The organism is Pseudomonas nicosulfuronedens, assembly GCF_005877905.1.
GTDB lineage: Bacteria > Pseudomonadota > Gammaproteobacteria > Pseudomonadales > Pseudomonadaceae > Pseudomonas > Pseudomonas nicosulfuronedens.
Genome location: NZ_SWDV01000002.1, coordinates 43559 through 63896, shown reverse-complemented (window position 1 = coordinate 63896; position 20338 = coordinate 43559). Strand labels below are relative to the sequence as shown.

The window sequence follows — 20338 nt, the reverse complement described above, 5'->3', positions numbered from 1 at the left end:
TCCCGCACGGTAAGAGCGGTTGGCTGGCATGCCGGCGAAGTAACGCAATGGTGCATACAAGCGAACTCCTGTTTTTCGTTAAAAAACAGGGCGTATCGGATCGAAGGGACTTCTCGGACGCGTGCAGGCACGCTCCGATGGCTCATCCCGTTCTCTCTTCATCCGGACTATGACCGTCGGCCCCGGAATCACACCGGGTCTGCTGACCTTGCCCATCCGGCGAACCGGTCTGGACAAGCGCTCGCGGGCTAGACGCATTGCGCGCCATTACCGCCGGTGGGGACTTGCACCCCGCCCTGAGAACGTCAATCGCGGTCGTTACAGCGTCGACCGCGTGTGGCGTTTTACCACAGGTGGCCGCGAGTCGGAAGTTTCGGCTTGACCCCGAGCGCTCCTCGCGGGCTCAGCGGCAAGCCGGGAAAGGCGGAATCAGACGGGCCTGGCGGTGACCAGCCAGTCGTCACCCACAGCGCGGATATCGACGATCTTCAGCTCACGGGATTCGCTCATGCGCTCCAGCGGCAGCTCCAGCAAGGGGCGTGCGGAAGAGCCGAGCAGCTTGGGCGCCATGAAGATGCTGTACTCGTCCACCAGACCGAGGCGGGCGAAGGCACCGGCCAGGCGCGGGCCGGCCTCCACCAGCACCTCGTTGACGCCACGGCGGCCGAGCTCGCTCAGCAGCGCCAGCAGGTCGACCTGGCCATCGAGGCCGGCGAGGTTCAGCAGTTCGTGGCCGACCACGGCGTAGTTCGGGTCGTCCTGGGTGCTCACCACCAGCGCGGGGCCGGCCTGGAAGAAGGTCGCGGTCAACGGCACGCGCAGGCGTCCATCGATCAGCACGCGCATCGGCTGGCGCCGGGAGGCCAGTTCGGTCTGGTCGGCATCCAGGCCCAGCTCGTCCGGGCGCACGGTCAGGCGGGCGTCATCGGTCATCACGGTATCGGCGCCGGACAGCACCACACTGGATTGCGCACGCAAGCGCTGCACGGCGCGGCGCGCGGCCGGGCCGGTGATCCACTGGCTCTCGCCGCTGGCCATGGCGGTACGGCCATCCAGGCTCATCGCCAGCTTCACGCGGACAAACGGTAAACCGGTTTCCATGCGCTTGAGGAAGCCCTGGTTCAATGCGCGGGCTTCGTTTTCCAGCACACCGGAGCGCACGTCGATGCCGGCTTCGGCGATGCGCCGCATGCCACTGCCGGCAACCTGCGGGTTCGGGTCCTGCATGGCCGCGACGACGCGAGCGAGGCCGGCACCGATCAGTGCATCGGCGCACGGCGGCGTGCGACCGAAGTGGCTGCAGGGCTCCAGGGTGACGTAGGCGGTGGCACCACGGGCCTTGTCGCCAGCCTGGCGCAGGGCGTGGACTTCCGCATGGGGCTCGCCGGCGCGCACGTGCCAGCCTTCACCGACTACCTCGCCATCGCGGACGATGACGCAGCCGACGCGCGGATTGGGATGGGTCGTGTACCAGCCCTTGCGGGCCAGCTCGATGGCGCGGGCCATCCAGAGTTCGTCCAGGCTTTCCATGGGGTCCATGGCACTCATTCCTTCGACGGTTCGCGGGCCAGGCGCTCGATTTCCTCGCGGAATTCGTTGAGGTCCTGGAAGCGGCGATAGACCGAGGCGAAACGGATGTAGGCGACTTCGTCGAGCTTCTGCAACTCGGCCATCACCAGCTCGCCCAGCACCCGCGACTTGATCTCGCGCTCGCCGGTGGCGCGCAGCTTGTGCTTGATATGCGCCATCGCCTCTTCCAGCCGCTCGATGCTCACCGGGCGCTTCTCCAGCGCGCGCTGCATGCCGGCGCGCAGCTTGTCCTCGTCGAAGGGCTGGCGGCTGCCGTCCTGCTTGATCAGGCGCGGCATGACCAGTTCGGCGGTCTCGAAGGTGGTGAAACGCTCGCCGCAGGCCAGGCACTCGCGGCGCCGGCGGACCTGGTCGCCCTCGGCGACCAGGCGCGAATCGATGACTTTGGTGTCGTGGGCGCCGCAGAAAGGACAATGCATGGCGAGTCTTGGGCAGTCTTGTCGGAGGAATAGGTAAGAGGCTCATGGTAGCGCATCGACTGGCCGAATAAACCCCGCTCCCACGAGACAGGCCGCAGGCATTAGGCTATACAGGCGCCCGCCTGGAATCTGTTGCGATGGAGCCCGCCATGTTCGCCCGCCTGCTCTGCCTGTCCCTTACCGTCCTGCTGGCCGCCTGCGCCAGCGAGAAACCCGCGCCGGTCACCCAGCCGGTCGCCGTCACGAAAAAGCCCTCTTCCCCGCTGGACGAGCCCGTGCCGGCCAACCTGCGCGCCCTCAGCGGCCAGCTCAGCAGCTCCCAGGGCTTCCTGCCGGCCGGCAGCGAAGTGGAGCTGGCGCTGCTGGTGATCGACCAGCGCGACCGCCCGCAGCAACTGCTCTCCAGCGAGAAGATGATCGCCACCGGTCAGGCGCTGCCGTTCCGCGTGGTATTCAACCCGCAATCCTTCCCGGCCGGCGCCCGCGTCGAACTGCACGGCCGCGTCTCGCAGTCCGGCCAGCTGGCCTGGCGCCTGCCGCCGGTGCGCATCACCCAGCCGGAAACCCGTGCCCTCGGTGAACTGCGCCTGGAGCGCGCGCCGTGACACCGCCGCTTTCCCTGCAGAACGCCCTGGGCGAACTGCTCGGCGACGCACGCCTGTCCGCTGAAACATTGCCCGGCACCGACATCCGCCTCTGGCTGATCGACGCGCAGAACATGGACCGCGAGTTCAGCCCCGACGAAACCCGGCGCATCCTCGAAGAGCCGCCCTACTGGTGCTTCTGCTGGTCCAGCGGGCTGGTGCTGGCGCATTGGCTGGCGGAAAAGCCCGAATGGGTACGCGGCAAGCGCGTGCTGGATTTCGGCGCGGGCTCCGGAATAGCCGCCATCGCCGCGGCCAAGGCCGGCGCTGCCGAAGTGGTGGCCTGCGACCTCGACCCGCTGGCGCTGGACGCCTGCCGCGCCAATGCCGAGCTGAACGGCGTGGAGCTGAGCTACTCGACGGACTTTTTCCAGGAAGAGGACCGCTTTGACCTGATCATCGTTGCCGACGTGCTCTACGACCGCGCCAACCTGCCGCTGCTGGACGAATTCCTCGGCCGTGGCCGCGAAGCCCTGGTGGCCGACTCGCGCGTCCGCGACTTCAGCCATCCGCTGTACCAGCGCCTGGGGATTCTCGACGGCTGCACCTGGCCGGACCTGGCCGAGCCGGCCGAATTCCGCCACGTCAGCCTGTATCACGCGCAACGAGACTGAGCCGGACTGGCATTCGCAGGATGGTGTGGAGCGAAGCGATACCCATCACTCGCCGCTCCAACAGCATGGGGCTCGCCTAGGCCCCATCCAGCCTGCGGGCAAGCGCCTTTTCCTGCCGGGCAGCAACCGCGGGTTGTTTCCGTCAGGCAGCGCCCCCACTTATAGTGGCAATCACCTTCATCGCCCCACTCGATTCGAGATTCCCCATGAGCGATACGCCCTACATCTTCGACGCCAGCATCGCCAACTTCGATCAGGTCGTCATCGAGAACTCCTTCCACAAGCCGGTCCTGGTGGACTTCTGGGCCGACTGGTGCGCCCCGTGCAAGGCGCTGATGCCGCTGCTGGCGCAGATCACCGAGTCCTACCAGGGCGAGCTGCTGCTGGCCAAGGTCAACTGCGACGTCGAGCAGGACATCGTGATGCGCTTCGGCATCCGCAGCCTGCCCACCGTGGTGCTGTTCAAGGACGGCCAGCCGGTGGACGGCTTCGCCGGCGCACAGCCCGAATCGGCAATCCGCCAGATGCTCGAACAGCACGTGCAGCCGCCCGCCCCGGCTGCCGGCAATCCGCTGGAACTGGCGCAGGCCGCCTTCAACGAAGGCCGCTTCGCCGAAGCCGAGGCGCAACTCAAGACGCTGCTGGGCGAGGACAACACCAACGCCGCCGCGCTGATCCTCTACGCCCGCTGCCTCGCCGAGCGCGGCGAGCTGGGTGAAGCCGAGACCGTGCTCGAGGCGGTGAAGAGCGACGACCACAAGCAGGCACTGGCCGCCGCCAAGGCCCAGCTGACCTTCCTGCGCCAGGCGGCCGACCTGCCCGACGCCGCCACGCTGAAGACCCGCCTGGCCGCCGACGCCAACGACGACGAGGCGACCTACCAGCTGGCCGTCCAGCAACTGGCCCGCCAGCAGTACGAGGCGGCGCTGGACGCCCTGCTCAAGCTGTTCGTGCGCAACCGCAGCTATGGCGAGGACCTGCCGCGCAAGACGCTGGTGCAGGTGTTCGACCTGCTGGGCAACGACCACCCGCTGGTGATCGCCTACCGCCGCAAGTTGGCGAACGTACTGTACTGACCGCCGCGCCGCTGGCAGGCATAACCGTGTAGGAGCGAGCTTGCTCGCGAACCGAACCCCGCTGCAGGGCTGTTCGCGAGCAAGCTCGCTCCTACAGATATCCGGCGACGCGTTACCGTAGGGCGGATAACGCTGGCGCGTTGTTCGCCCTACCAGATCGCTTCTACTCCTCGATCCAGTTGAAGACCTGCACGCCCTCGCGCACCTCGATCTTCACCTTCGGGTTGTGCCGCAGCCGCACCAGCAATCCCTTCGCCGCCGCCGCACTGCCGGCCAGCGCCTCCAGCTCGTCCATCAACTGCGGCCCTTCGCAGCTGCCACTGCGCTGCAACAGGTCCTGCGCGGCCAGCCACAGCCTGTCTGCCGGAGCCGGGGCGGCCACTGGCGCCGCCGGGGCGGCCGGCGCCACCACCGCCTTCGGCAGGTTCTGCGCCAGCTTCGCCCAGTCGGCGTCATCCATTTCCACGGTCAGGTCCACCGGCCAGTCACCGATGGTGCCCTTGATTCTGAGCATCGCCTTCTCCTCGCACTGTTTCGCGCATGCTCCCACGGCATCGGCGCTACGCCAAACACACGCTAAGCTGGCCTTAATTTTTCATCTGTTATAACGTAACAAAATCATTCATCAGACTGGAGTCTCCCATGCGCCCCCTGCTGCTCGCTGTCGCCCTGCTGCCCCTCGCCGCCCAAGCCCACGACGAACATGAACACGGCAGCCTCGGCAAGCACGAGCATGGCGTCGCCCAGCTCAACGTCGCCCTCGACGGCAAGACCCTGGAACTGGAGATGGACAGCCCGGCGATGAACTTCGTCGGCTTCGAGCACGCCGCCACCAGCGACGCCGACAAGGCCACGGTCGTCGCCGTGCAGGCCCAGCTCAAGCAGCCGCTGCAACTGCTTGCCCTCCCCGCCTCGGCCAAGTGCAGCGTGCAATCGGTGGAGCTGTCCAGCCCGCTGTTCGGCGATGCGCCCAAGGCTGAAGAGGATCACGACCACGCGGATGGCGACCACGACGAGCACGAAGGCCATCATCACGCCGACATCGACGCCCACTACCTGCTGACTTGCGCCCAGCCGCAGGACCTCGCCAGCCTCGACTTCTCTCCGCTGTTCAAGCGTTTCCCGGCCACCCAGAAGATTCAGGTACAACTGATCGGCCCGAGCGGCCAGCAAGGTGCAGAATTGACTGCCGCCAACCCCACCCTGAACTTCTGATCACGACGCGCTGAAATGACTGCACTGCTCGAACTCGACAACCTCGGCTTCGCCTGGCCTGGCCAGGCGGAGCTGCTGGACATCCCCGCCTTCGCGCTGGCCGCTGGCGAAACCCTGTTCCTCAAGGGCCCGTCCGGCAGCGGCAAGACCACCCTGCTCGGCCTGCTCGGCGGCGTACAGCGCCCCCAGCGCGGCAGCGTGAAGCTGCTTGGCGAGGACATCGCGCAGATGAAATCGGCACGCCGCGACCACTATCGCGTCGATCACACCGGCTACATCTTCCAGCAGTTCAACCTGCTGCCGTTCCTCTCGGTGCGGGAGAACGTCGAGCTGCCCTGTCATTTCTCCCACAGTCGCGCCGAGCGAGCGACCCTGCGCCACGGCAGTGTGACCAAGGCCGCCGAGGCATTGCTGAAACACCTGGGGCTGGGTGACGCGGCACTGATCGAACGCCGCGCCGACAGCCTGTCCATCGGCCAGCAGCAACGGGTCGCTGCGGCCCGCGCGCTGATCGGCCAGCCGGAACTGGTGATCGCCGACGAACCCACCTCGGCACTGGACGCTGACGCCCGCGAGGCCTTCCTCCAACTGCTGTTCGCCGAGTGCCGCGAGGCCGGTGCCAGCCTGCTGTTCGTCAGCCACGACCAGAGTCTGGCGCCGCTGTTCGACCGCAGCGTCTCCCTCGCCGACCTCAACCGCGCCGCCCGCGCTCCGGGAATCTGAGCATGTACCTGTTGCGCCTGGCGCTCGCCAGCCTGTCCAACCGCCGCTTCACCGCCCTGCTGACCATCTTCGCCATCGCCCTCTCCGCCTGCCTGCTGCTGGCGGTGGAGCGCGTACGCACCGAGGCCAAGGCCAGCTTCGCCAGCACCATCTCCGGCACCGACCTGATCGTCGGCGCCCGCTCGGGCTCGGTGAACCTGTTGCTCTACTCGGTGTTCCGCATCGGCAACGCCACCAACAACATCCGCTGGGAAAGCTACGAGACGGTGACCCACAGCCCGCTGGTGAAGTGGGCGATCCCGATTTCCCTGGGCGACTCGCACCGTGGCTACCGCGTCATGGGGACCGACACCGGCTACTTCGAGCATTACCGCTTTGGCCGCGGGCAGATGCTGGAACTCGCCGAGGGCCGGCCGTTCGGCCAGGACCTCTTCGACGTAGTACTGGGTGCGGAAGTCGCCGAAGCGCTGCACTACAAACTCGGCGACAAGATCGTCCTCGCCCACGGCGTCAGCACCATCAGCCTGGTTCAGCACGACGACAAACCCTTCACCGTGGTCGGCATCCTCAAGCGCACCGGTACGCCGGTGGACCGCACCCTGCACATCTCGCTGCAGGGCATGGAGGCGCTGCACGTCGACTGGAAGAACGGCGTCCCCGCACGCGGCACCGACCGCGTCAGCGAGGACCAGGCGCGCACCATGGATCTGCAACCCAAGGCGATCACCGCCTTCCTGCTGGGCCTGAAGAGCAAGGTGGCGACCTTCACCCTGCAGCGGCAGATCAACGAATACGACGGCGAGCCGCTGATGGCGATCCTGCCGGGCGTGGCGCTGCAGGAGCTATGGGGACTGATGGGCACGGCGGAAAAGGCGCTGTTCGTGGTCTCGCTGTTCGTGGTGCTGACCGGCCTGATCGGCATGCTCACGGCGATCCTCACCAGCCTCAACGAGCGCCGCCGCGAGATGGCCATCCTGCGCTCGGTGGGCGCGCGGCCCTGGCACATCTTCAGCCTGCTGGTGGCGGAGGCCTTCGCCCTGGCGCTGGCGGGCGTGGCATTGGGCGTCGGGCTGCTCTATGCGGGCATCGCCGGCAGTCAGGCCTTCGTGCAGGCGAACTACGGTATCTTCCTGCCATTGGCGCTGCCCAGCGCCTATGAATGGTCACTGCTGGGCGGCATACTCCTGGCCGCGCTGCTGATCGGCTGTGTGCCGGCGTGGCGTGCCTATCGGCAATCGCTCGCCGATGGCTTGTCGATCCGGCTCTGAACCAGCCCCGTGCAAGCCATCCCCGTACAGAGAAGTCCCATGCGCCGTCTGCTGTTCCTCCTGCTGCTCGCCACCAGCGCCGCCGTCTGGGCGGCGCCGCGTGAGCTGACCTGGCCCGAGCTGATCCCCGAGGGCGCCCCACCGCCCCCGCCGCCGGTGCCGCTGCACGATATGTCCAAGCTTTCCGATGTACTCAATTCGGAGAGTGGCCCGGCAGTGAAGCAGCAGATACCCAACGCACCCGTGGTAGCGCAGTTGGACGGCCAGGAAGTGAAGATGCCGGGCTACATCGTGCCCCTGGAAGTGGAGGAAGACGGCCAGACCGTGCGCGACTTCCTGTTGGTGCCCTATTACGGCGCCTGCATCCACGTACCAGCACCGCCATCCAACCAGATCGTCTATGTTCGAGGCGGCAAGGGCGTAAAAGTCGACGAGCTTTATCAACCCTTCTGGATCATCGGCAAGATGAGCGTGAAGGCGATGGAAAGCGATCTTGCCGAGGCCGGCTACCAGATGCAGGCCAGCAGCATCGAACCCTACGAGTACACCGGCCAGTAATGGTGCGGCGCTTTGCCGCACGCCTTGACCCTCTGCGGTCTGGGGTCTTTATTGAGCCAGGTCAAAAGTGTGCTTTTAGCGCTCTCTACTATTCTGAGCACCAACACTTATACCAAAGAGATATTGGAGCTCATCATGCGTAAGTCCTGGCTCACCGCCTCGCTTCTCTCCCTCGCCGTCGCAGCGCCGATCGCAGCCCAGGCCGCCGACATTCGCGGCCACCAGGCTGGCGACTTCCTGGTACGCGGCGGTTTCGCCACCGTAGCGCCGAATGACAGCAGCTCCGACATCAAGCTCGATGGCGGCAAGGTCAGCGGCACCAAGGCGACCGTCGACAGCGACACCCAACTGGGCCTGACTTTCGCCTACCTGCTCACCGACAAGATCGGTATCGAGCTGGTTGCCGCCACCCCGTTCAACCACCAGGTCGACGTGAAAGGCCTGAACCGCGCCACCGGCCTGACCGGCCTGGACGGCAAACTGGCCGATATCAAGCAGCTGCCGCCGACCGTGCTGCTGCAGTACTACCCCATGGGTGGTACCAACTCCGCCTTCCAGCCCTACGGCGGCCTGGGTATCAACTACACCACCTTCTTCGACGAAGACCTGGCGAGCAACCGCAAGGACCAGGGCTTCAGCAACCTGAAACTGCAGGACTCCTGGGGCCTGGCCGCCGAACTGGGCATGGACTACATGCTCAACGAACACGCCTTCGTCAACGCCGCGGTCTGGTACATGGACATCGACACCAAGGCCAGCGTCGACGGCCCGTCCGCTCTGGGCGTACAGAAAACCAAGGTTGATGTCGACGTCGACCCCTGGGTTTACATGGTCGGTTTCGGCTACCGTTTCTGACGGAGCAAACATGAAAAAGGCGCCCAAGGGCGCCTTTTTCACTTTCAGGAAACCGGTATGTACCTCGAACTCAAAGCTTTGCACGTCAGCCTGGCGATCATCAGCACCCTGCTCTTTCTCCTGCGCCTGGGACTGAGCTGGTGGGGCAAGCGCCCTTCGGGCTGGCAGCGCGGACTGCCCCATCTGATCGACACCCTGCTGCTGCTCAGCGCCCTGGGCCTGGTGCACCTGGCGATGCCCTGGCCGCTGCCGGTATGGTTGCAGGCGAAGATCGGCCTGCTGGTGCTCTACATCGTGCTGGCGGCCTTTGCCCTGCGCAGCGCATCGAAACCGCGCAAGGCGCTGCTCAGCGTGCTCGCCCTGAGTTCGCTGGCCAGCATCTTCTACCTGGCCGTCAACAAGCCCTGGTGGTGATCAGCTGGGCCAGGCCCTCTGCCAACGGCGTGGGGGTATCCAGGCTGTAGCGCTCCAGCAGGCGGCGGTTGTCCGCGCGGGAGTGGCGGATATCACCGTGGCGCGCCGGCTGGTAGGTAACCGGCGGCAGCCCGCCGGTGAGCTTGCCGATCTCGGCCAGCAACTGGTTGAGGCTGGTGGACTGGTCGAGGCCGACGTTGATCGCCGACTCGGCCACGTCATTCGCCAGCAGCGCCGTCATCAGCAGCTTCACCAGATCACCGACATAGATGAAGTCGCGAGTCTGCTCGCCGTCGCCGAACACGGTGATCGGCAGGCCCTGCTCGGCGCGCCGGGCGAAGATGCTGATCACCCCGGAATAGGGCGAGGACGGGTCCTGGCGCGGGCCATAGACGTTGAAGAAACGAAAGATCGCCGGCTCCAGGCCGTGTTCGCGACGGTAGAAGTCCAGGTAGTACTCGCTGGCCAGCTTGTCCGAGGCATAGGGCGTCAGCGGCGCCTTCACCACGTCCTCGTCGATGGCGGAGCCTTCGCCGTTCTGCCCGTAGACGGCTGCGCTGGAAGCGAACAGCACTCGATGGATGCCTTCCTGGCGCATCGCCTCGCAGAGATTCAGGGTGCCGATGAAGTTGGCGCGGTGGGTGCCCACCGGGTCTTCCACCGAAGCCTGCACCGAAGCGATGGCCGCCAGGTGCACGACGCCCTGGCAACCGCTCACCGCACCGCGCAAAGCGGCTTCATCGGCGACGTTACCGACTATCAGTTCGACGCGGCTGTCGAGGTTCTCGCGCTTGCCGGTGGACAGGTCGTCCAGCACGCGTACGGCAAACCCCTGCGCCAGCAGGGCGTCGGCCAGGTGGGAACCGATGAACCCCGCGCCGCCGGTGATGAGGATGGGCTGCGCGGAGGGAATGAGGCGATCAGACATGGCGGTAGTAACGGTCCAGCAGGGCGGGCAGGCCGGCGCGCCAGGCGCGCGGCTTGATACCGAAGGTATGGAGGATCTTCTTGCAGGCGAGCACCGCATGCTGCGGTTCGTCACCGGCGTCCGGGCGCGCGGCGTGGGCCTGCGGGCTCGGTTCCTGGACGGCCAGGGTATGGAAGGCGCGGGCCTCGCCGAGCACCACCTGACCCAGGGACAGGGTGGTCGTGGCCTCCAGGCCGCCGTAGTGGTAGGTACCCCACAGCGGCGACTGGCAGTCGAGTTGCTTGAGCACGGAGAGGATCACCCGCGCGGCGTCATCCACCGGGGTCGGGTTGCCGCGCCGGTCGTCGGCGAGGAACAGCACCTGCTCCTTCTCGGCTCTCCCGAGGAAGCGGCCAAGCACGCCGTCGGCGCTGTCATCCAGCAGCCAGCCGAAGCGCAGCAGCACATGGCGCGGGCAGGTCGCCCGCACCCACTGTTCCATACGCCACAACGCCTGGCCGCGCGGGCCCAGGGGCAGCGGCTCGTCCTTCTCGCTGTAGGCGGTGGCGCGGGCGCCATCGAACACGCGGTAGCTGGACGGCTGGATCAGCAGGATCTCGTGGTGCTGGCAGAGTTCCGACAGACGCTCCACCGCGCGCTCCTGGCTGGCCAGGCGAGCGGCGTCGACGGCCTCGGCCTGGAACCAGTCGAAGTAGTAGGCGAGGTTGATTACCGCGTCGGGGCGGGTCTCGTCCAGCAGGACGGTGAGGCTGGAGGCGTCCCAGCCCTGTTCGGGCGGCCGGGGGGCGAGGAAGCCGATGTCTTCCTCGGCACCAAGGCGGATCAGCGCCTGTCCAAGGGCATTACCGCCACCCAACAGCATCAGGCGCATGCGCATATTCTGGGGGTCACTCGAATCCGTGGGTTACCCCGGCGCACGCGGCGTCGGGGATGATGCCCGCATTTTTCCTGCCCCCCGGCACAGCGTCAAGCTTGGCCGACCCGCTGCAGCCTTGGCCGCGAGCGGCGGTGACGCGCTAAGTGCGACGACGGAACAGCGGACGCGGCTCGATCACCGAGCGGCCATAGAGCACGCTCAGGCCCGCCAGCCCCTTCAGCGCGTCTTCCACGGACTTGTCCTCACGCACGGCAAAGGCATCGAAACCACACTGGCGCAGGTGTGCCAGCTGGTCGCGCAGCACATCGCCCACCGCGCGCAACTCCCCGCGCCAGCCCAGACGGCTGCGCAGCAGGTAGGCCAGGCTGTAGCCGCGACCGTCGCGGAAGCTGGGGAAGTCGATGGCGATCAAGGCGGGCTCCTTCAGGCGCCAGATCAGGTCTTCGGGATCGTCCTCCGGCGCCAGCCACACCCCCGCATTCTGTAGGAGCGAGCTTGCTCGCGAACCGACCAGCTCCGGCGTCTCGGGAGCACTCTGTTCGCGAGCAAGCTCGCTCCTACCAGAGCTGAGCGCGAGCCAGTCCTTCAGCGGCAGGATCAGGTTGCCTTCGGGTAACTCGTCCGGTACTTCGCGCAGCAGAGTCCAGGGGTCATGCGGCGCTATTTCGGCCACACCGTCACGCAAGCGAATCAGATTCTTCATGCCGGCACCTCCGCCTGGCGGTAAACCCGTGCCTTGAAAGGCTCCAGGCCGATGCGTTCGACCGTTTCGACGAAGCGCTCGCCCGCGCCACGCTGCTCCACGTAGGTCTGCACCAGCGCCTCGATCACGTCCGGCACCTCGGCGGCGCTGAACGACGGGCCGATCACCTTGCCCAGCGCGCTTTTCGTACCCTGCGCGCCACCCAGGGTGATCTGGTACCACTCGCTGCCGTTCTTATCGACGCCGAGGATGCCGATGTTGCCGATGTGGTGGTGACCGCAGGCGTTCATGCAGCCGGAGATATTCAGGCTCAGGTCGCCCAGGTCGTGCAGGTAGTCCAGGTCTTCGAAGCGCTGCTGGATGCCCTGGGCGATGGGGATCGACTTGGCATTGGCCAGCGCACAGAAATCGCCGCCGGGGCACGCGATGATGTCGGTCAGCAGCCCCTGGTTCGGCGTGCCCAGGCCAGCCGCGCAGGCTTCCCGCCAGAGCGCATGGAGATCGGCCTTGCGTACGTCCGGCAGTACCAGGTTCTGTTCATGGGCGACGCGGATTTCGCCGAAGCCGAAGCGCTCGGCCCAGTCGGCCACCCGCTCCATCTGCTCGGCCGTCGCATCCCCCGGCGGCGCCTCGGCACCCGGCTTGGTGGAGAGCACCACGCTGGCATAGCCCGGTACGCGGTGCGGGCGCACGTTGCGCGACACCCAGCGAGCGAATGCCGCATCAGTGGCCAACGCCGTCCCGAAAGCAAGATCGTCAGAAGGCGCGTAGACCGGCGGATCGAATGCCGCCGCGACGCGCTGGTACTCATCGAGCGTCAGCTGCGCCTCGCCATCGCGCAGGTGCTGCCACTCTTCCTCTACCTCGCGGGAGAACGCCTCGATGCCCAGCGCCTTCACCAGGATCTTGATCCGCGCCTTGTACTTGTTGTCGCGCCGGCCATGGCGGTTGTACACGCGCAGGATGGCCTCGACGTAGGACAGCAGGTGCCACCAGGGCAGGTCGTCGCGAATCACCTGGCCGAGCATCGGCGTGCGCCCCAGCCCGCCGCCGACCAGCACTTTCAGTCGCAGCTCGCCATCCTCGGCGCGGCGCAGGTAGAGGCCGATGTCGTGCATCATCACTGCCGCACGGTCTTCTTCGGCGGCGCAGAGGGCGATCTTGAACTTGCGCGGCAGGAACAGGAATTCGGGGGTCACCGTCGACCACTGGCGGAGGATTTCCGCCAGCGGGCGCGGATCGAGAAACTCGTCGGCGGCGACACCGGCGAAGGCCTCGGTGGTGATGTTGCGCACGCAGTTGCCGGAAGTCTGGATGGCATGCATCTCGACATCTGCCAGGCGTTCGAGAATGTCCGGCACGCGTGCCAATTCGACCCAGTTGAACTGGATGTTCTGCCGCGTGGTGAAGTGACCGTAGCCGCGGTCGTGCTCGCGGGCGATCCAGGCCAGGATGCGCATCTGCCCGCTGGACAGGGTGCCGTAGGGAATCGCCACGCGCAGCATGTAGGCGTGCTTCTGCAGATACAGGCCGTTCTGCAGACGCAACGGCAGGAACTCCTCTTCGCTCAGCTCATCGCTCAGGCGGCGCTGCACCTGGTCACGGAACTGCGCCACCCGCTCGCGCACCAGGGCGCGGTCGTAATCATCGTATCGGTACATCGCCAGGCCACCTTCGGGACGTTGCGTAGCGGCCTGCTTCTGTCGTCGAGCGCGCTACTTTGCGGTTGACCGAATAGTGGCCGGCGCCTGCTGCGCAAAACAGCGGCAGATCGCGCGGGAAAAACCGGATCAGATGCGCCCCGCGCCTGTCCCGGCGGGCCTGCGACCGGTTGCCGCAACAGGCCCGATCAGCCGCCCCATCGCCCAGCACGCCGAGCCCGTGGCGCCGCGGGGCGGAGCGATCTTCGTCATCTGATATGGTTTTTTCCGGCGGACCTGAATCTGTTTCGGGTGCAGACCGATTCGTACAGTCGCGGCGCCTCTTCTGCCTGATGGGCCACGATAATGAGCGAAAGAATCCCCGCGAAGGTCATCGAGATCGACGCACCGCAACGCTTCACCCCGCCACCGAAACCGCTGTCGGCGGTGACCCCGACGGTTTACACCAAGCGCTTCGCCGGGCGTTTCCGCGACCTGCGCCGGCTCGGCGGCGGCCTGCTGTTCCTGCTGTTCTTCGGCACCCTGTGGCTGCAGTGGAACGGCCGCCAGGCGGTGCTCTGGGACCTGCCCGAGCGCAAGTTCTACATCTTCGGCGCGACCTTCTGGCCGCAGGATTTCATCCTGCTCTCGGCGATTCTGATCATCGCCGCCTTTGGCCTGTTCTTCATTACGGTGTTCGCCGGCCGCGTCTGGTGCGGCTACACCTGCCCGCAGAGCGTGTGGACCTGGATCTTCATGTGGGCCGAGCAGGTCACCGAGGGCGACCGCAACCAGCGCATGAAACTCGACAAGGGCCCGGCCAGCGCCGAGAAAGTCCTGCGCAAAAGTGCCAAGCACGGTCTCTGGCTGCTGATCAGCCTGGCCACGGCGATCACCTTCATCGGCTACTTCACGCCGGTGCGGCCGCTGGTGATGGACCTGCTCACCTTCAAGCTCGACCTGGAAAGCACCTTCTGGGTCGCCTTCTTCGCCGCCGCCACCTACGCCAACGCCGGCTGGCTGCGCGAGCAGGTATGCATCCACATGTGCCCGTACTCGCGCTTCCAGAGCGTGATGTTCGACAAGGACACCCTGATCATTTCCTACGACGCGGTGCGCGGCGAATCCCGTGGCGCACGCAAGAAGGACGCCGATCCCAAGGCCCTGGGCCTGGGCGACTGCATCGACTGCCACCAGTGCGTGCAGGTCTGCCCCACCGGCATCGACATCCGCGACGGCCTGCAGATTGCCTGCATCGGCTGCGCGGCCTGCATCGACGCCTGCGACTCGGTGATGGACAAGATGGGCTACGACCGCGGGCTGGTGCGCTACACCTCCGAGCGTGCGCTCGAAGGCGGCAAGACCCACCTGCTGCGCCCGCGCCTGATCGGCTATGCGGCGGTCCTGCTGGTGATGATCGGCGCCTTCGTCTGGGCATTGGAGGCGAGGCCGCTGATCAACCTCGACGTGGCCCGCGACCGTGGCCTGTTCCGCGAGAACGCCGCCGGCGAGATCGAGAACATCTACAACCTCAAGCTGATCAACAAGACCCAGCAGCCGCAGCATTACCACCTGAGCCTCGCCGACGGCGCCGGCTACCGCCTGCAGGGCGTGCCGGAGCTGATGCTGCAACCAGGCGAGATTCGCGACTTCGCCGTCTCGGTGGCCAGTGAGGCGCAGAGCAGCGCGGGTGGTTCGGTGCCGCTGCACTTCCGCGTCAGTGACGGTAATGAGGAGATCGACGCCGCCAGCACCTTCGTCTCGCCGAGGCGCTGAGCATGGCCAGGGAGCTTGGCGTGACCTCGGCGCAGCGCCTAGAGTGGGCGGACTCTTCCGCCCCCCAGGCCGCCGTGCAGGACAAGATGAAGCGCTACGAGAAATTCGCCGACGAGATTGCCGGCCTGATCCGCAGCGGCGTGCTCGCCCCCGGCCAGAAGGTCCCCTCGGTGCGGCACGCCAGCCGCACCTACGGGGTCAGCGCTTCCACGGTGTTCCAGGCTTATTACCTGCTGGAGGATCGCGGGTTGATCGTCGCCCGCGCGCGCTCGGGCTACTTCGTCCGCGAGCACGTGCAACGGGCCCTGGCCGAACCGGAGATCGCCCGCCACGACGCGCAGACCACCGAAGTGGACGTCAGCGAACTGGTGTTCTCGGTGCTCAGTTCGATCAAGGACCCGGACACCGTGCCCTTTGGCTCGGCCTTCCCGGCGCCGGAACTCTTCCCCCTTCCACGCCTGGCCCGCTCCATGGCCCACGCCGTGCGTGACATGGACCCGCGCTCGGTGGTCGCTGACCTCGCCCCCGGCAGCCACGCGCTGCGCCGGCAGATCGCCCTGCGCTACATGGTCGGCGGCATGCCGCTGCCGGTGGAGGAACTGGTGGTCACCAACGGCGCGCTGGAAGCGCTCAACCTGTGCCTGCAGGTGGTCACCCAGCCGGGCGACCTGGTCGCCATCGAAGCACCGGCCTTCTACGCCAGCCTGCAGGTACTGGAGCGGTTGAAGCTCAAGGCTGTGGAAATCCCTGTACACCCGCGCGAAGGCATCGACCTCGACGTGCTTGCCGACAGCCTGGCGCGCTTGCCGATCAAGGCCTGCTGGTTCATGAGCAACTTCCAGAACCCGCTGGGCGCGAGCATGAGCGAAGACAAGAAACGCGCCCTCGCCGCCCTGCTGAGCCAGCACCAGGTGCCGCTGATCGAGGACGACGTCTACGCCGAACTGTACTTCGCCGCCCAGGCGCCCAAACCGGTGAAGGCGTTCGACAGCGAAGGGCTGGTGATGCACTGCAGTTCCTTCTCCAAGAGCCTGGCGCCAGGCTATCGGGTCGGCTGGGTGGCCGGCGGACGCTACGCCGAGCAGATCGAGCGGCTCAAGCTGATGACCAGCCTGTCAGCCTCGGTGCCGGCCCAGGCGGCCATCGCCGATTACCTGCAGCACGGCGGTTACGACCGCCACCTGCGCAAGCTGCGCCACGCGCTGGAAAGCCAGCAGCACGCGATGCTCGCCGCCGTGGCCCGGCACTTCCCCGCCGCTACCCGCGTCACCCGGCCCAGCGGCGGCTACTTCCTGTGGCTGGAGCTGCCCGAGCAGATCGACGCGCTCAAGCTGTTCCAGCTCGCCCACGCCCAGGGCATCAGCCTGGCGCCGGGGCCGATCTTCTCGGCGACGCGGCGCTTCGGCCACTGCCTGCGGCTGAACTATGGGCACCCCTGGACGACTGCCAGCGAACAGGCCATGGAAACCCTCGGACGGATCATTCATTCGCTGCAGGGCTGACGAGCGCCGCAGGACTGATCCGCACATTCGGACACGATCTGTATCTGTGCGGCACTTTGTCGCAGGCCTACCCTGTCAGGCAGGAAACCCGGACGAGGGAAGCTGCCATGGATGCCGAAGACCTGATGATCCTGCTCACGGTGTGCGCCGCACTCGGCGTGCACCTGTGGATACGCTGGTACCTGCGGCGCGGCATGGCGCCGCGCGGGGAGCAGTGGCTGGCGTGAGAACACCGACATGCTGAAGATGAACGCCCTGGTGCCGGAACTGATCGTCGCAGACCTGACGAGAAGCCTGCACTTCTACTGCGAGGTGCTCGGTTTCGCCATCGAGTACCAGCGCCGCGAAGACGACTTCGCCTTTCTTTCCTTTGGCGACAGCCAGCTCATGCTGGAGCAGGACTGGCATTCCGACTCGCCATGGAGCGTGCGCCCACTGGACCCTCCACTGGGACGAGGCGTCAACTTCTCCATTCGCTGCCCCGATATTCAGGCGCTGGTGAGTTCGCTGAACGAGGCGCGCATCTCGCTACGCAAACCCGTCGAGGAGCGCTGGTACCGGCAGGACGAACAGTTGTACGGCGAGCGCAATTTCCTCGTCCAGGACCCGGACGGCTACCTGTTGCGCTTCGCCCAGAGTCTTGGATCGCGGCCCCTGCCAGCCGAGTGATTTCGCTACGGCCGATACAGGTGCGCATGCTCCGCGCTGTACAGCGACGAATCGGCAAACCCTTCCGCCCCCAGCACCCTGCCCACCAGGATCAGCGCCGTACGCCGGAAACCCTTGGCTTCTGCCTTGGGCAGGATGTCGCCGAGGGTGCCGGTGACCTGGTCCTGGTCCGGCCAGCTGGCGCGGTGGATCACCGCAATGGGGCAATCCGCGCCGTAGTACGGCAGCAACTCTGCAACGATATTGGCCAACTGGCCGACGCCCAGGTGAATGGCCAGGGTCGCGCGGTGCTGCGCCAGTTCGGCGAGGGATTCGCCTTCCGGCATGCGCGTCCGGCTGGCGTAGCGGGTGAGGATCAGCGTCTGCGAGATATCCGGCAGGGTCAGCTCACAACCCAGGATCGCCGCGCAGGCGGAAGTCGCGGTAACACCGGGGATGATCTCGTAGGCGATGCCCAGGTCGCGCAGGTGGCGGATCTGCTCGCCGATGGCGCCGTACAGCGAGGGATCACCGGAGTGCACCCGTGCCACGTCCTTGCCCTCGGCATGGGCCTGCGCCAGCAGCGCGACGATCTCGTCCAGGTTCAGTTCGGCAGTATTCACCACGCGTTCGGCGCTGTGCCCTTCCAGCACCGCAGGCGGCACCAGTGAGCCGGCGTAGAGGATCACCGGGCAAGTGCGGATCAACCGCTGTCCCTTGACCGTGATGAGTTCGGGATCGCCGGGGCCGGCGCCGATGAAGTAGACCGTCATGACAGCTCCTGTGCGGATTCGACGGGGATGAAGGCCAACGCGCAGGTGGCTTGGTCGCTGCGCCGTTTTCCCACCAGCAGGCGTGCCGGCGCGCTGCCCTGGGCCTCGGCCTGCAGCAGCGCGGCAGCCTCGGCGACGCTGGCGCTGCCAGTGGCCGCGCGCACGGTTTCGGAGGGATCGCTCAGGCGCTTCTCGCACGCTGCCAGCTGTTGGGGCGTGAACAGCCCCAGTGGCAGATCGAGTGCGGCGGCCAGCGCCAGCAGCCCTTCCTCGTCGGCCTTCAGCGTGGCACTGGCCAGCGCGGTGAGGTGCGACTCGTCGAGCCCGGACTCGGCCAACGTCGCGCGCAGCAACTCGCGCAGTTCATCGAGCGAGCAGCCACGGCGGCAACCCAGGCCGGCAACCAGCGTCATTCCCTACCTCCACAAAACAAAACCCCGCAGGCGGCGGTGCCGGCTGCGGGGGCGAGCATAACGCGCGAATCAGGCCGACGGCGCGAAGCGACGGAACAGCCAGGCCGCGACCAGGCCCAGGGCTGCCCAGAACACCGCGTTGGTGACCAGCGAGGCGATGATGAACTCGTGGGCCAGGCTTTCCGGTGCAAGGCTGGAATGCACTTCCGGCTGCGGCGCACCGATCACATGCGGTACCACCAGCAACGCGACACCGACGGCCTTCAGTGCCCAGTGACGGCCGAACACCAGCAGCGCGAGGCCAACGGCAGTGGCGGCGGCGGTGCCGATCCACCAGGTCTGCCGCAGGGTCAGATCGGCGGCGGCGGTACCAGGGACTTCCGGCGGCAGGCCCAGCGAAGGTGCCAGGGTGAACACGGCGAAACCGGCCAGCCCCCAGAGCAGGCCTTCGGAAGTCTTGCCCGGCTCACGCAGGGTGAACAGGCCGGCCAGCATCAGCGCGAAACCCACGGCGACCACCAGGTTGCCACCGGTGGTGGAGAGGATGCGCTGCCAGCCGTCTTCTGGCTCCCAGGCTTCGTCATCATGGTGGTGGCCGGCGGCGGCGCCCTCGGCATGCTCGTGGGCATGTTCTTCGACCAGCGCGGCGGCCGGCTCGGCTTTCTCGAAAGTCTCCGCCTTGAGGATCAGCGGGGATACCCACAGCAACTGGACCACGGTGAGTACCAGCGCCGCGATCAGACCGGCGAAACCGGCGGTCTGGGCGATACGTTTGATCATTGCAATTCTCCAGGCGAGACGAGGCCTCGAACGCTGCAAAAGCGCGACCGAGAGTGCCTCGAATTCGCTGCGCTTACGCGCAGGCGGTGCACATTAGTGGCAGGGGAAACCGGCGCTATGGCGGGTGTCGTGCGCGGCGTTGTGGACCGCATCCAGATGCGAGAAGCCGGCGAAGTACACCAGCAGCGCGCCCAGCAGGCTGGCGCCAACGGCCAGGCTGATGCGCTTGGAAAGGGGGATGGAAGTGCTCGACGCGTGCGTCAGGGTGCTGCTGGACATGAACGTTCCCTCTGAAGATCAAAGTAAGAGAACGCAGAGGTTGAACGCATTCGAACGCGCCGGAACGGTCGCGCCACGGCCTGCGCCCGCCCACCGCGGGTTTGCCAAAAAACGAAAGCTCCAGGCCGGTCTCCGGGCTTGCGACGTTGGCCGGTGGCCAAGCGGGTCAGTCTTCCCATGCGTCAGCACAGTGACTACTGATGACCCTACGATCGCTTACCGTTGCGGGGGCAGCGCCGGACTGGTCCTTGCGGACGCACCGGCTTCCCGTTTCACCTCGCGCGCGTGGCGCGAGACACCTGGAACCGCGCTAGCTGACCACGGCAGTCGACAGGCGTCAACCGATCCCCGGCGATTGACCGTCCCGCCTGCGCTGCGTAGCCTTCCCTGCTTCGAGGTTCTCCGGCGCTGGCCGGAGCTAAGAGGGAACGTGGAAATCTTCGGATGCGCCACGGCTGCCCCCGCAACTGTGAACAGCCTGTCTCTTCACGCGCCACTGCCGATTCGGGCGGGAAGGCGAGGAGACGCCAAAGGGCTGTGAGCCAGGAGACCTGCCTCGTGCAGCATCAAGACAACCGGGCGGGGTGATCCGGTGGCGACCTTCGTTGCGCGGCGAACCCGCGCGCGCGCCCTTCATCCGCCC

The 20338-nt window shown here is 66.6% G+C and carries 23 protein-coding genes and 3 riboswitches; of the genes, 12 read left to right on the top strand and 11 right to left on the bottom strand.

What is annotated here, in order from left to right; all coding sequences use genetic code 11:
- Window positions 1-145 precede the first annotated feature (145 nt).
- Window positions 146-308, bottom strand: a riboswitch (FMN riboswitch).
- 121 nt (window positions 309-429) lie between these two features.
- On the bottom strand, window positions 430-1530 hold the full coding sequence (gene ribD, locus FAS41_RS02410) for a bifunctional diaminohydroxyphosphoribosylaminopyrimidine deaminase/5-amino-6-(5-phosphoribosylamino)uracil reductase RibD (RefSeq protein ID WP_138520323.1): 1101 nt from the start codon (window positions 1528-1530) through the stop codon (window positions 430-432).
- 14 nt (window positions 1531-1544) lie between these two features.
- Window positions 1545-2009 (bottom strand): transcriptional regulator NrdR, encoded by a 465-nt coding sequence (gene nrdR / locus FAS41_RS02405; RefSeq protein ID WP_017521848.1) that lies wholly within the window; start codon window positions 2007-2009, stop codon window positions 1545-1547.
- A 137-nt stretch (window positions 2010-2146) separates the two neighbouring features.
- On the opposite strand from nrdR, the gene FAS41_RS02400 reads away from it, so the two are divergent.
- The 3 genes from FAS41_RS02400 (at window position 2147) to trxA (ending at window position 4343) form a co-directional block, all read left to right on the top strand.
- Window positions 2147-2614, top strand: a complete 468-nt coding sequence (locus tag FAS41_RS02400; RefSeq protein ID WP_138520077.1) for a YbaY family lipoprotein — start codon at window positions 2147-2149, stop codon at window positions 2612-2614.
- Window positions 2611-3267 carry a class I SAM-dependent methyltransferase gene (locus tag FAS41_RS02395; protein ID WP_138520076.1) on the top strand — a complete coding sequence of 219 codons (657 nt, stop codon included), beginning with the start codon at window positions 2611-2613 and terminating at the stop codon, window positions 3265-3267. The genes FAS41_RS02400 and FAS41_RS02395 overlap by 4 nt, the downstream gene beginning before the upstream one ends.
- A 206-nt stretch (window positions 3268-3473) precedes the next feature.
- Window positions 3474-4343 (top strand): thioredoxin, encoded by an 870-nt coding sequence (gene trxA / locus FAS41_RS02390; RefSeq protein ID WP_138520075.1) that lies wholly within the window; start codon window positions 3474-3476, stop codon window positions 4341-4343.
- 163 nt (window positions 4344-4506) lie between these two features.
- Here trxA and FAS41_RS02385 read toward each other — a convergent pair whose 3' ends face one another.
- The gene (locus FAS41_RS02385; protein ID WP_138520074.1) at window positions 4507-4857 is read right to left on the bottom strand and encodes a hypothetical protein; all 351 of its coding nucleotides are present in this window, start codon (window positions 4855-4857) and stop codon (window positions 4507-4509) included.
- A 128-nt stretch (window positions 4858-4985) separates the two neighbouring features.
- Here FAS41_RS02385 and FAS41_RS02380 point away from each other — a divergent pair, with 128 nt between their 5' ends.
- The 6 genes from FAS41_RS02380 to FAS41_RS02355 all read left to right on the top strand — a co-directional run bounded on the left by FAS41_RS02380 (window position 4986) and on the right by FAS41_RS02355 (window position 9376).
- Window positions 4986-5558: a DUF2796 domain-containing protein gene (locus FAS41_RS02380; protein WP_138520073.1), complete on the top strand. Its 573-nt coding sequence runs from the start codon at window positions 4986-4988 to the stop codon at window positions 5556-5558.
- Window positions 5559-5573: 15 nt separating this feature from the next.
- Entirely contained in the window at window positions 5574-6281 is a 708-nt protein-coding gene (locus tag FAS41_RS02375; protein ID WP_138520072.1) for an ABC transporter ATP-binding protein, read from the top strand.
- 2 nt (window positions 6282-6283) lie between these two features.
- On the top strand, window positions 6284-7549 hold the full coding sequence (locus tag FAS41_RS02370; protein ID WP_138520071.1) for an ABC transporter permease: 1266 nt from the start codon (window positions 6284-6286) through the stop codon (window positions 7547-7549).
- Between the two features lie 39 nt (window positions 7550-7588).
- Window positions 7589-8107 carry a DUF3299 domain-containing protein gene (locus tag FAS41_RS02365; RefSeq protein WP_138520070.1) on the top strand — a complete coding sequence of 173 codons (519 nt, stop codon included), beginning with the start codon at window positions 7589-7591 and terminating at the stop codon, window positions 8105-8107.
- A gap of 135 nt (window positions 8108-8242) precedes the next feature.
- Window positions 8243-8962, top strand: coding sequence for an OmpW family outer membrane protein (locus tag FAS41_RS02360; RefSeq protein WP_138520069.1), 720 nt, complete (start codon window positions 8243-8245; stop codon window positions 8960-8962).
- 57 nt (window positions 8963-9019) lie between these two features.
- Window positions 9020-9376, top strand: coding sequence for a SirB2 family protein (locus tag FAS41_RS02355; protein ID WP_138520068.1), 357 nt, complete (start codon window positions 9020-9022; stop codon window positions 9374-9376).
- On the opposite strand, the gene FAS41_RS02350 is transcribed toward FAS41_RS02355, so the two are convergent.
- From FAS41_RS02350 to FAS41_RS02335, 4 genes are all read right to left on the bottom strand, one after another.
- A complete protein-coding gene (locus tag FAS41_RS02350; RefSeq protein WP_138520067.1) occupies window positions 9357-10304 on the bottom strand; it encodes an NAD-dependent epimerase/dehydratase family protein in 948 nt (315 codons plus the stop codon). The two genes, FAS41_RS02355 and FAS41_RS02350, sit on opposite strands and share 20 nt — an antisense overlap.
- Window positions 10297-11181: a sugar nucleotide-binding protein gene (locus tag FAS41_RS02345; RefSeq protein WP_138520066.1), complete on the bottom strand. Its 885-nt coding sequence runs from the start codon at window positions 11179-11181 to the stop codon at window positions 10297-10299. Before FAS41_RS02345 ends, FAS41_RS02350 begins: the two co-directional genes overlap by 8 nt.
- A gap of 139 nt (window positions 11182-11320) precedes the next feature.
- Window positions 11321-11884, bottom strand: coding sequence for a DUF934 domain-containing protein (locus FAS41_RS02340; protein WP_138520065.1), 564 nt, complete (start codon window positions 11882-11884; stop codon window positions 11321-11323).
- Window positions 11881-13545: a nitrite/sulfite reductase gene (locus tag FAS41_RS02335; RefSeq protein WP_138520064.1), complete on the bottom strand. Its 1665-nt coding sequence runs from the start codon at window positions 13543-13545 to the stop codon at window positions 11881-11883. Before FAS41_RS02335 ends, FAS41_RS02340 begins: the two co-directional genes overlap by 4 nt.
- A 345-nt stretch (window positions 13546-13890) precedes the next feature.
- On the opposite strand from FAS41_RS02335, the gene ccoG reads away from it, so the two are divergent.
- The 3 genes from ccoG to FAS41_RS02320 all read left to right on the top strand — a co-directional run bounded on the left by ccoG (window position 13891) and on the right by FAS41_RS02320 (window position 17471).
- Window positions 13891-15300, top strand: a complete 1410-nt coding sequence (gene ccoG / locus FAS41_RS02330; protein ID WP_138520063.1) for a cytochrome c oxidase accessory protein CcoG — start codon at window positions 13891-13893, stop codon at window positions 15298-15300.
- An 86-nt stretch (window positions 15301-15386) separates the two neighbouring features.
- A complete protein-coding gene (mapR, locus tag FAS41_RS02325) occupies window positions 15387-16802 on the top strand; it encodes a GntR family transcriptional regulator MpaR (RefSeq protein WP_026079353.1) in 1416 nt (471 codons plus the stop codon).
- A gap of 237 nt (window positions 16803-17039) precedes the next feature.
- Entirely contained in the window at window positions 17040-17471 is a 432-nt protein-coding gene (locus FAS41_RS02320) for a bleomycin resistance protein (RefSeq protein WP_138520062.1), read from the top strand.
- A 5-nt stretch (window positions 17472-17476) separates the two neighbouring features.
- Here FAS41_RS02320 and cobM read toward each other — a convergent pair whose 3' ends face one another.
- The 4 genes from cobM to FAS41_RS02300 form a co-directional block, all read right to left on the bottom strand.
- Complete coding sequence (cobM, locus tag FAS41_RS02315; protein ID WP_138520061.1) at window positions 17477-18223, bottom strand: precorrin-4 C(11)-methyltransferase; 747 nt, start codon at window positions 18221-18223, stop codon at window positions 17477-17479.
- Window positions 18220-18636, bottom strand: a complete 417-nt coding sequence (locus FAS41_RS02310) for a cobalamin biosynthesis protein (protein WP_138520060.1) — start codon at window positions 18634-18636, stop codon at window positions 18220-18222. Before FAS41_RS02310 ends, cobM begins: the two co-directional genes overlap by 4 nt.
- A 69-nt stretch (window positions 18637-18705) precedes the next feature.
- On the bottom strand, window positions 18706-19416 hold the full coding sequence (locus FAS41_RS02305; protein ID WP_138520059.1) for a CbtA family protein: 711 nt from the start codon (window positions 19414-19416) through the stop codon (window positions 18706-18708).
- Between the two features lie 93 nt (window positions 19417-19509).
- Entirely contained in the window at window positions 19510-19695 is a 186-nt protein-coding gene (locus FAS41_RS02300) for a CbtB domain-containing protein (RefSeq protein WP_138520058.1), read from the bottom strand.
- A 106-nt stretch (window positions 19696-19801) separates the two neighbouring features.
- Window positions 19802-20013: riboswitch (cobalamin riboswitch) on the bottom strand.
- Window positions 20014-20075: 62 nt separating this feature from the next.
- A riboswitch (cobalamin riboswitch) is annotated at window positions 20076-20268 on the top strand.
- Window positions 20269-20338 lie beyond the last annotated feature (70 nt).

Coding starts and splice junctions, on each gene's coding strand:
- ribD (WP_138520323.1), bottom strand. CDS start 1,530: ATGGAAAGCCTGGACGAACTCTGGATGGCCCGCGCCATCGAGCTGGCC.
- FAS41_RS02360 (WP_138520069.1), top strand. CDS start 8,243: ATGCGTAAGTCCTGGCTCACCGCCTCGCTTCTCTCCCTCGCCGTCGCA.
- nrdR (WP_017521848.1), bottom strand. CDS start 2,009: ATGCATTGTCCTTTCTGCGGCGCCCACGACACCAAAGTCATCGATTCG.
- FAS41_RS02335 (WP_138520064.1), bottom strand. CDS start 13,545: ATGTACCGATACGATGATTACGACCGCGCCCTGGTGCGCGAGCGGGTG.
- FAS41_RS02375 (WP_138520072.1), top strand. CDS start 5,574: ATGACTGCACTGCTCGAACTCGACAACCTCGGCTTCGCCTGGCCTGGC.
- trxA (WP_138520075.1), top strand. CDS start 3,474: ATGAGCGATACGCCCTACATCTTCGACGCCAGCATCGCCAACTTCGAT.
- ccoG (WP_138520063.1), top strand. CDS start 13,891: ATGAGCGAAAGAATCCCCGCGAAGGTCATCGAGATCGACGCACCGCAA.
- FAS41_RS02385 (WP_138520074.1), bottom strand. CDS start 4,857: ATGCTCAGAATCAAGGGCACCATCGGTGACTGGCCGGTGGACCTGACC.
- FAS41_RS02345 (WP_138520066.1), bottom strand. CDS start 11,181: ATGCGCATGCGCCTGATGCTGTTGGGTGGCGGTAATGCCCTTGGACAG.
- FAS41_RS02350 (WP_138520067.1), bottom strand. CDS start 10,304: ATGTCTGATCGCCTCATTCCCTCCGCGCAGCCCATCCTCATCACCGGC.
- FAS41_RS02355 (WP_138520068.1), top strand. CDS start 9,020: ATGTACCTCGAACTCAAAGCTTTGCACGTCAGCCTGGCGATCATCAGC.
- mapR (WP_026079353.1), top strand. CDS start 15,387: ATGAAGCGCTACGAGAAATTCGCCGACGAGATTGCCGGCCTGATCCGC.
- FAS41_RS02380 (WP_138520073.1), top strand. CDS start 4,986: ATGCGCCCCCTGCTGCTCGCTGTCGCCCTGCTGCCCCTCGCCGCCCAA.
- FAS41_RS02305 (WP_138520059.1), bottom strand. CDS start 19,416: ATGATCAAACGTATCGCCCAGACCGCCGGTTTCGCCGGTCTGATCGCG.
- FAS41_RS02340 (WP_138520065.1), bottom strand. CDS start 11,884: ATGAAGAATCTGATTCGCTTGCGTGACGGTGTGGCCGAAATAGCGCCG.
- FAS41_RS02300 (WP_138520058.1), bottom strand. CDS start 19,695: ATGTCCAGCAGCACCCTGACGCACGCGTCGAGCACTTCCATCCCCCTT.
- FAS41_RS02370 (WP_138520071.1), top strand. CDS start 6,284: ATGTACCTGTTGCGCCTGGCGCTCGCCAGCCTGTCCAACCGCCGCTTC.
- cobM (WP_138520061.1), bottom strand. CDS start 18,223: ATGACGGTCTACTTCATCGGCGCCGGCCCCGGCGATCCCGAACTCATC.
- FAS41_RS02400 (WP_138520077.1), top strand. CDS start 2,147: ATGGAGCCCGCCATGTTCGCCCGCCTGCTCTGCCTGTCCCTTACCGTC.
- FAS41_RS02310 (WP_138520060.1), bottom strand. CDS start 18,636: ATGACGCTGGTTGCCGGCCTGGGTTGCCGCCGTGGCTGCTCGCTCGAT.
- FAS41_RS02365 (WP_138520070.1), top strand. CDS start 7,589: ATGCGCCGTCTGCTGTTCCTCCTGCTGCTCGCCACCAGCGCCGCCGTC.
- FAS41_RS02320 (WP_138520062.1), top strand. CDS start 17,040: ATGCTGAAGATGAACGCCCTGGTGCCGGAACTGATCGTCGCAGACCTG.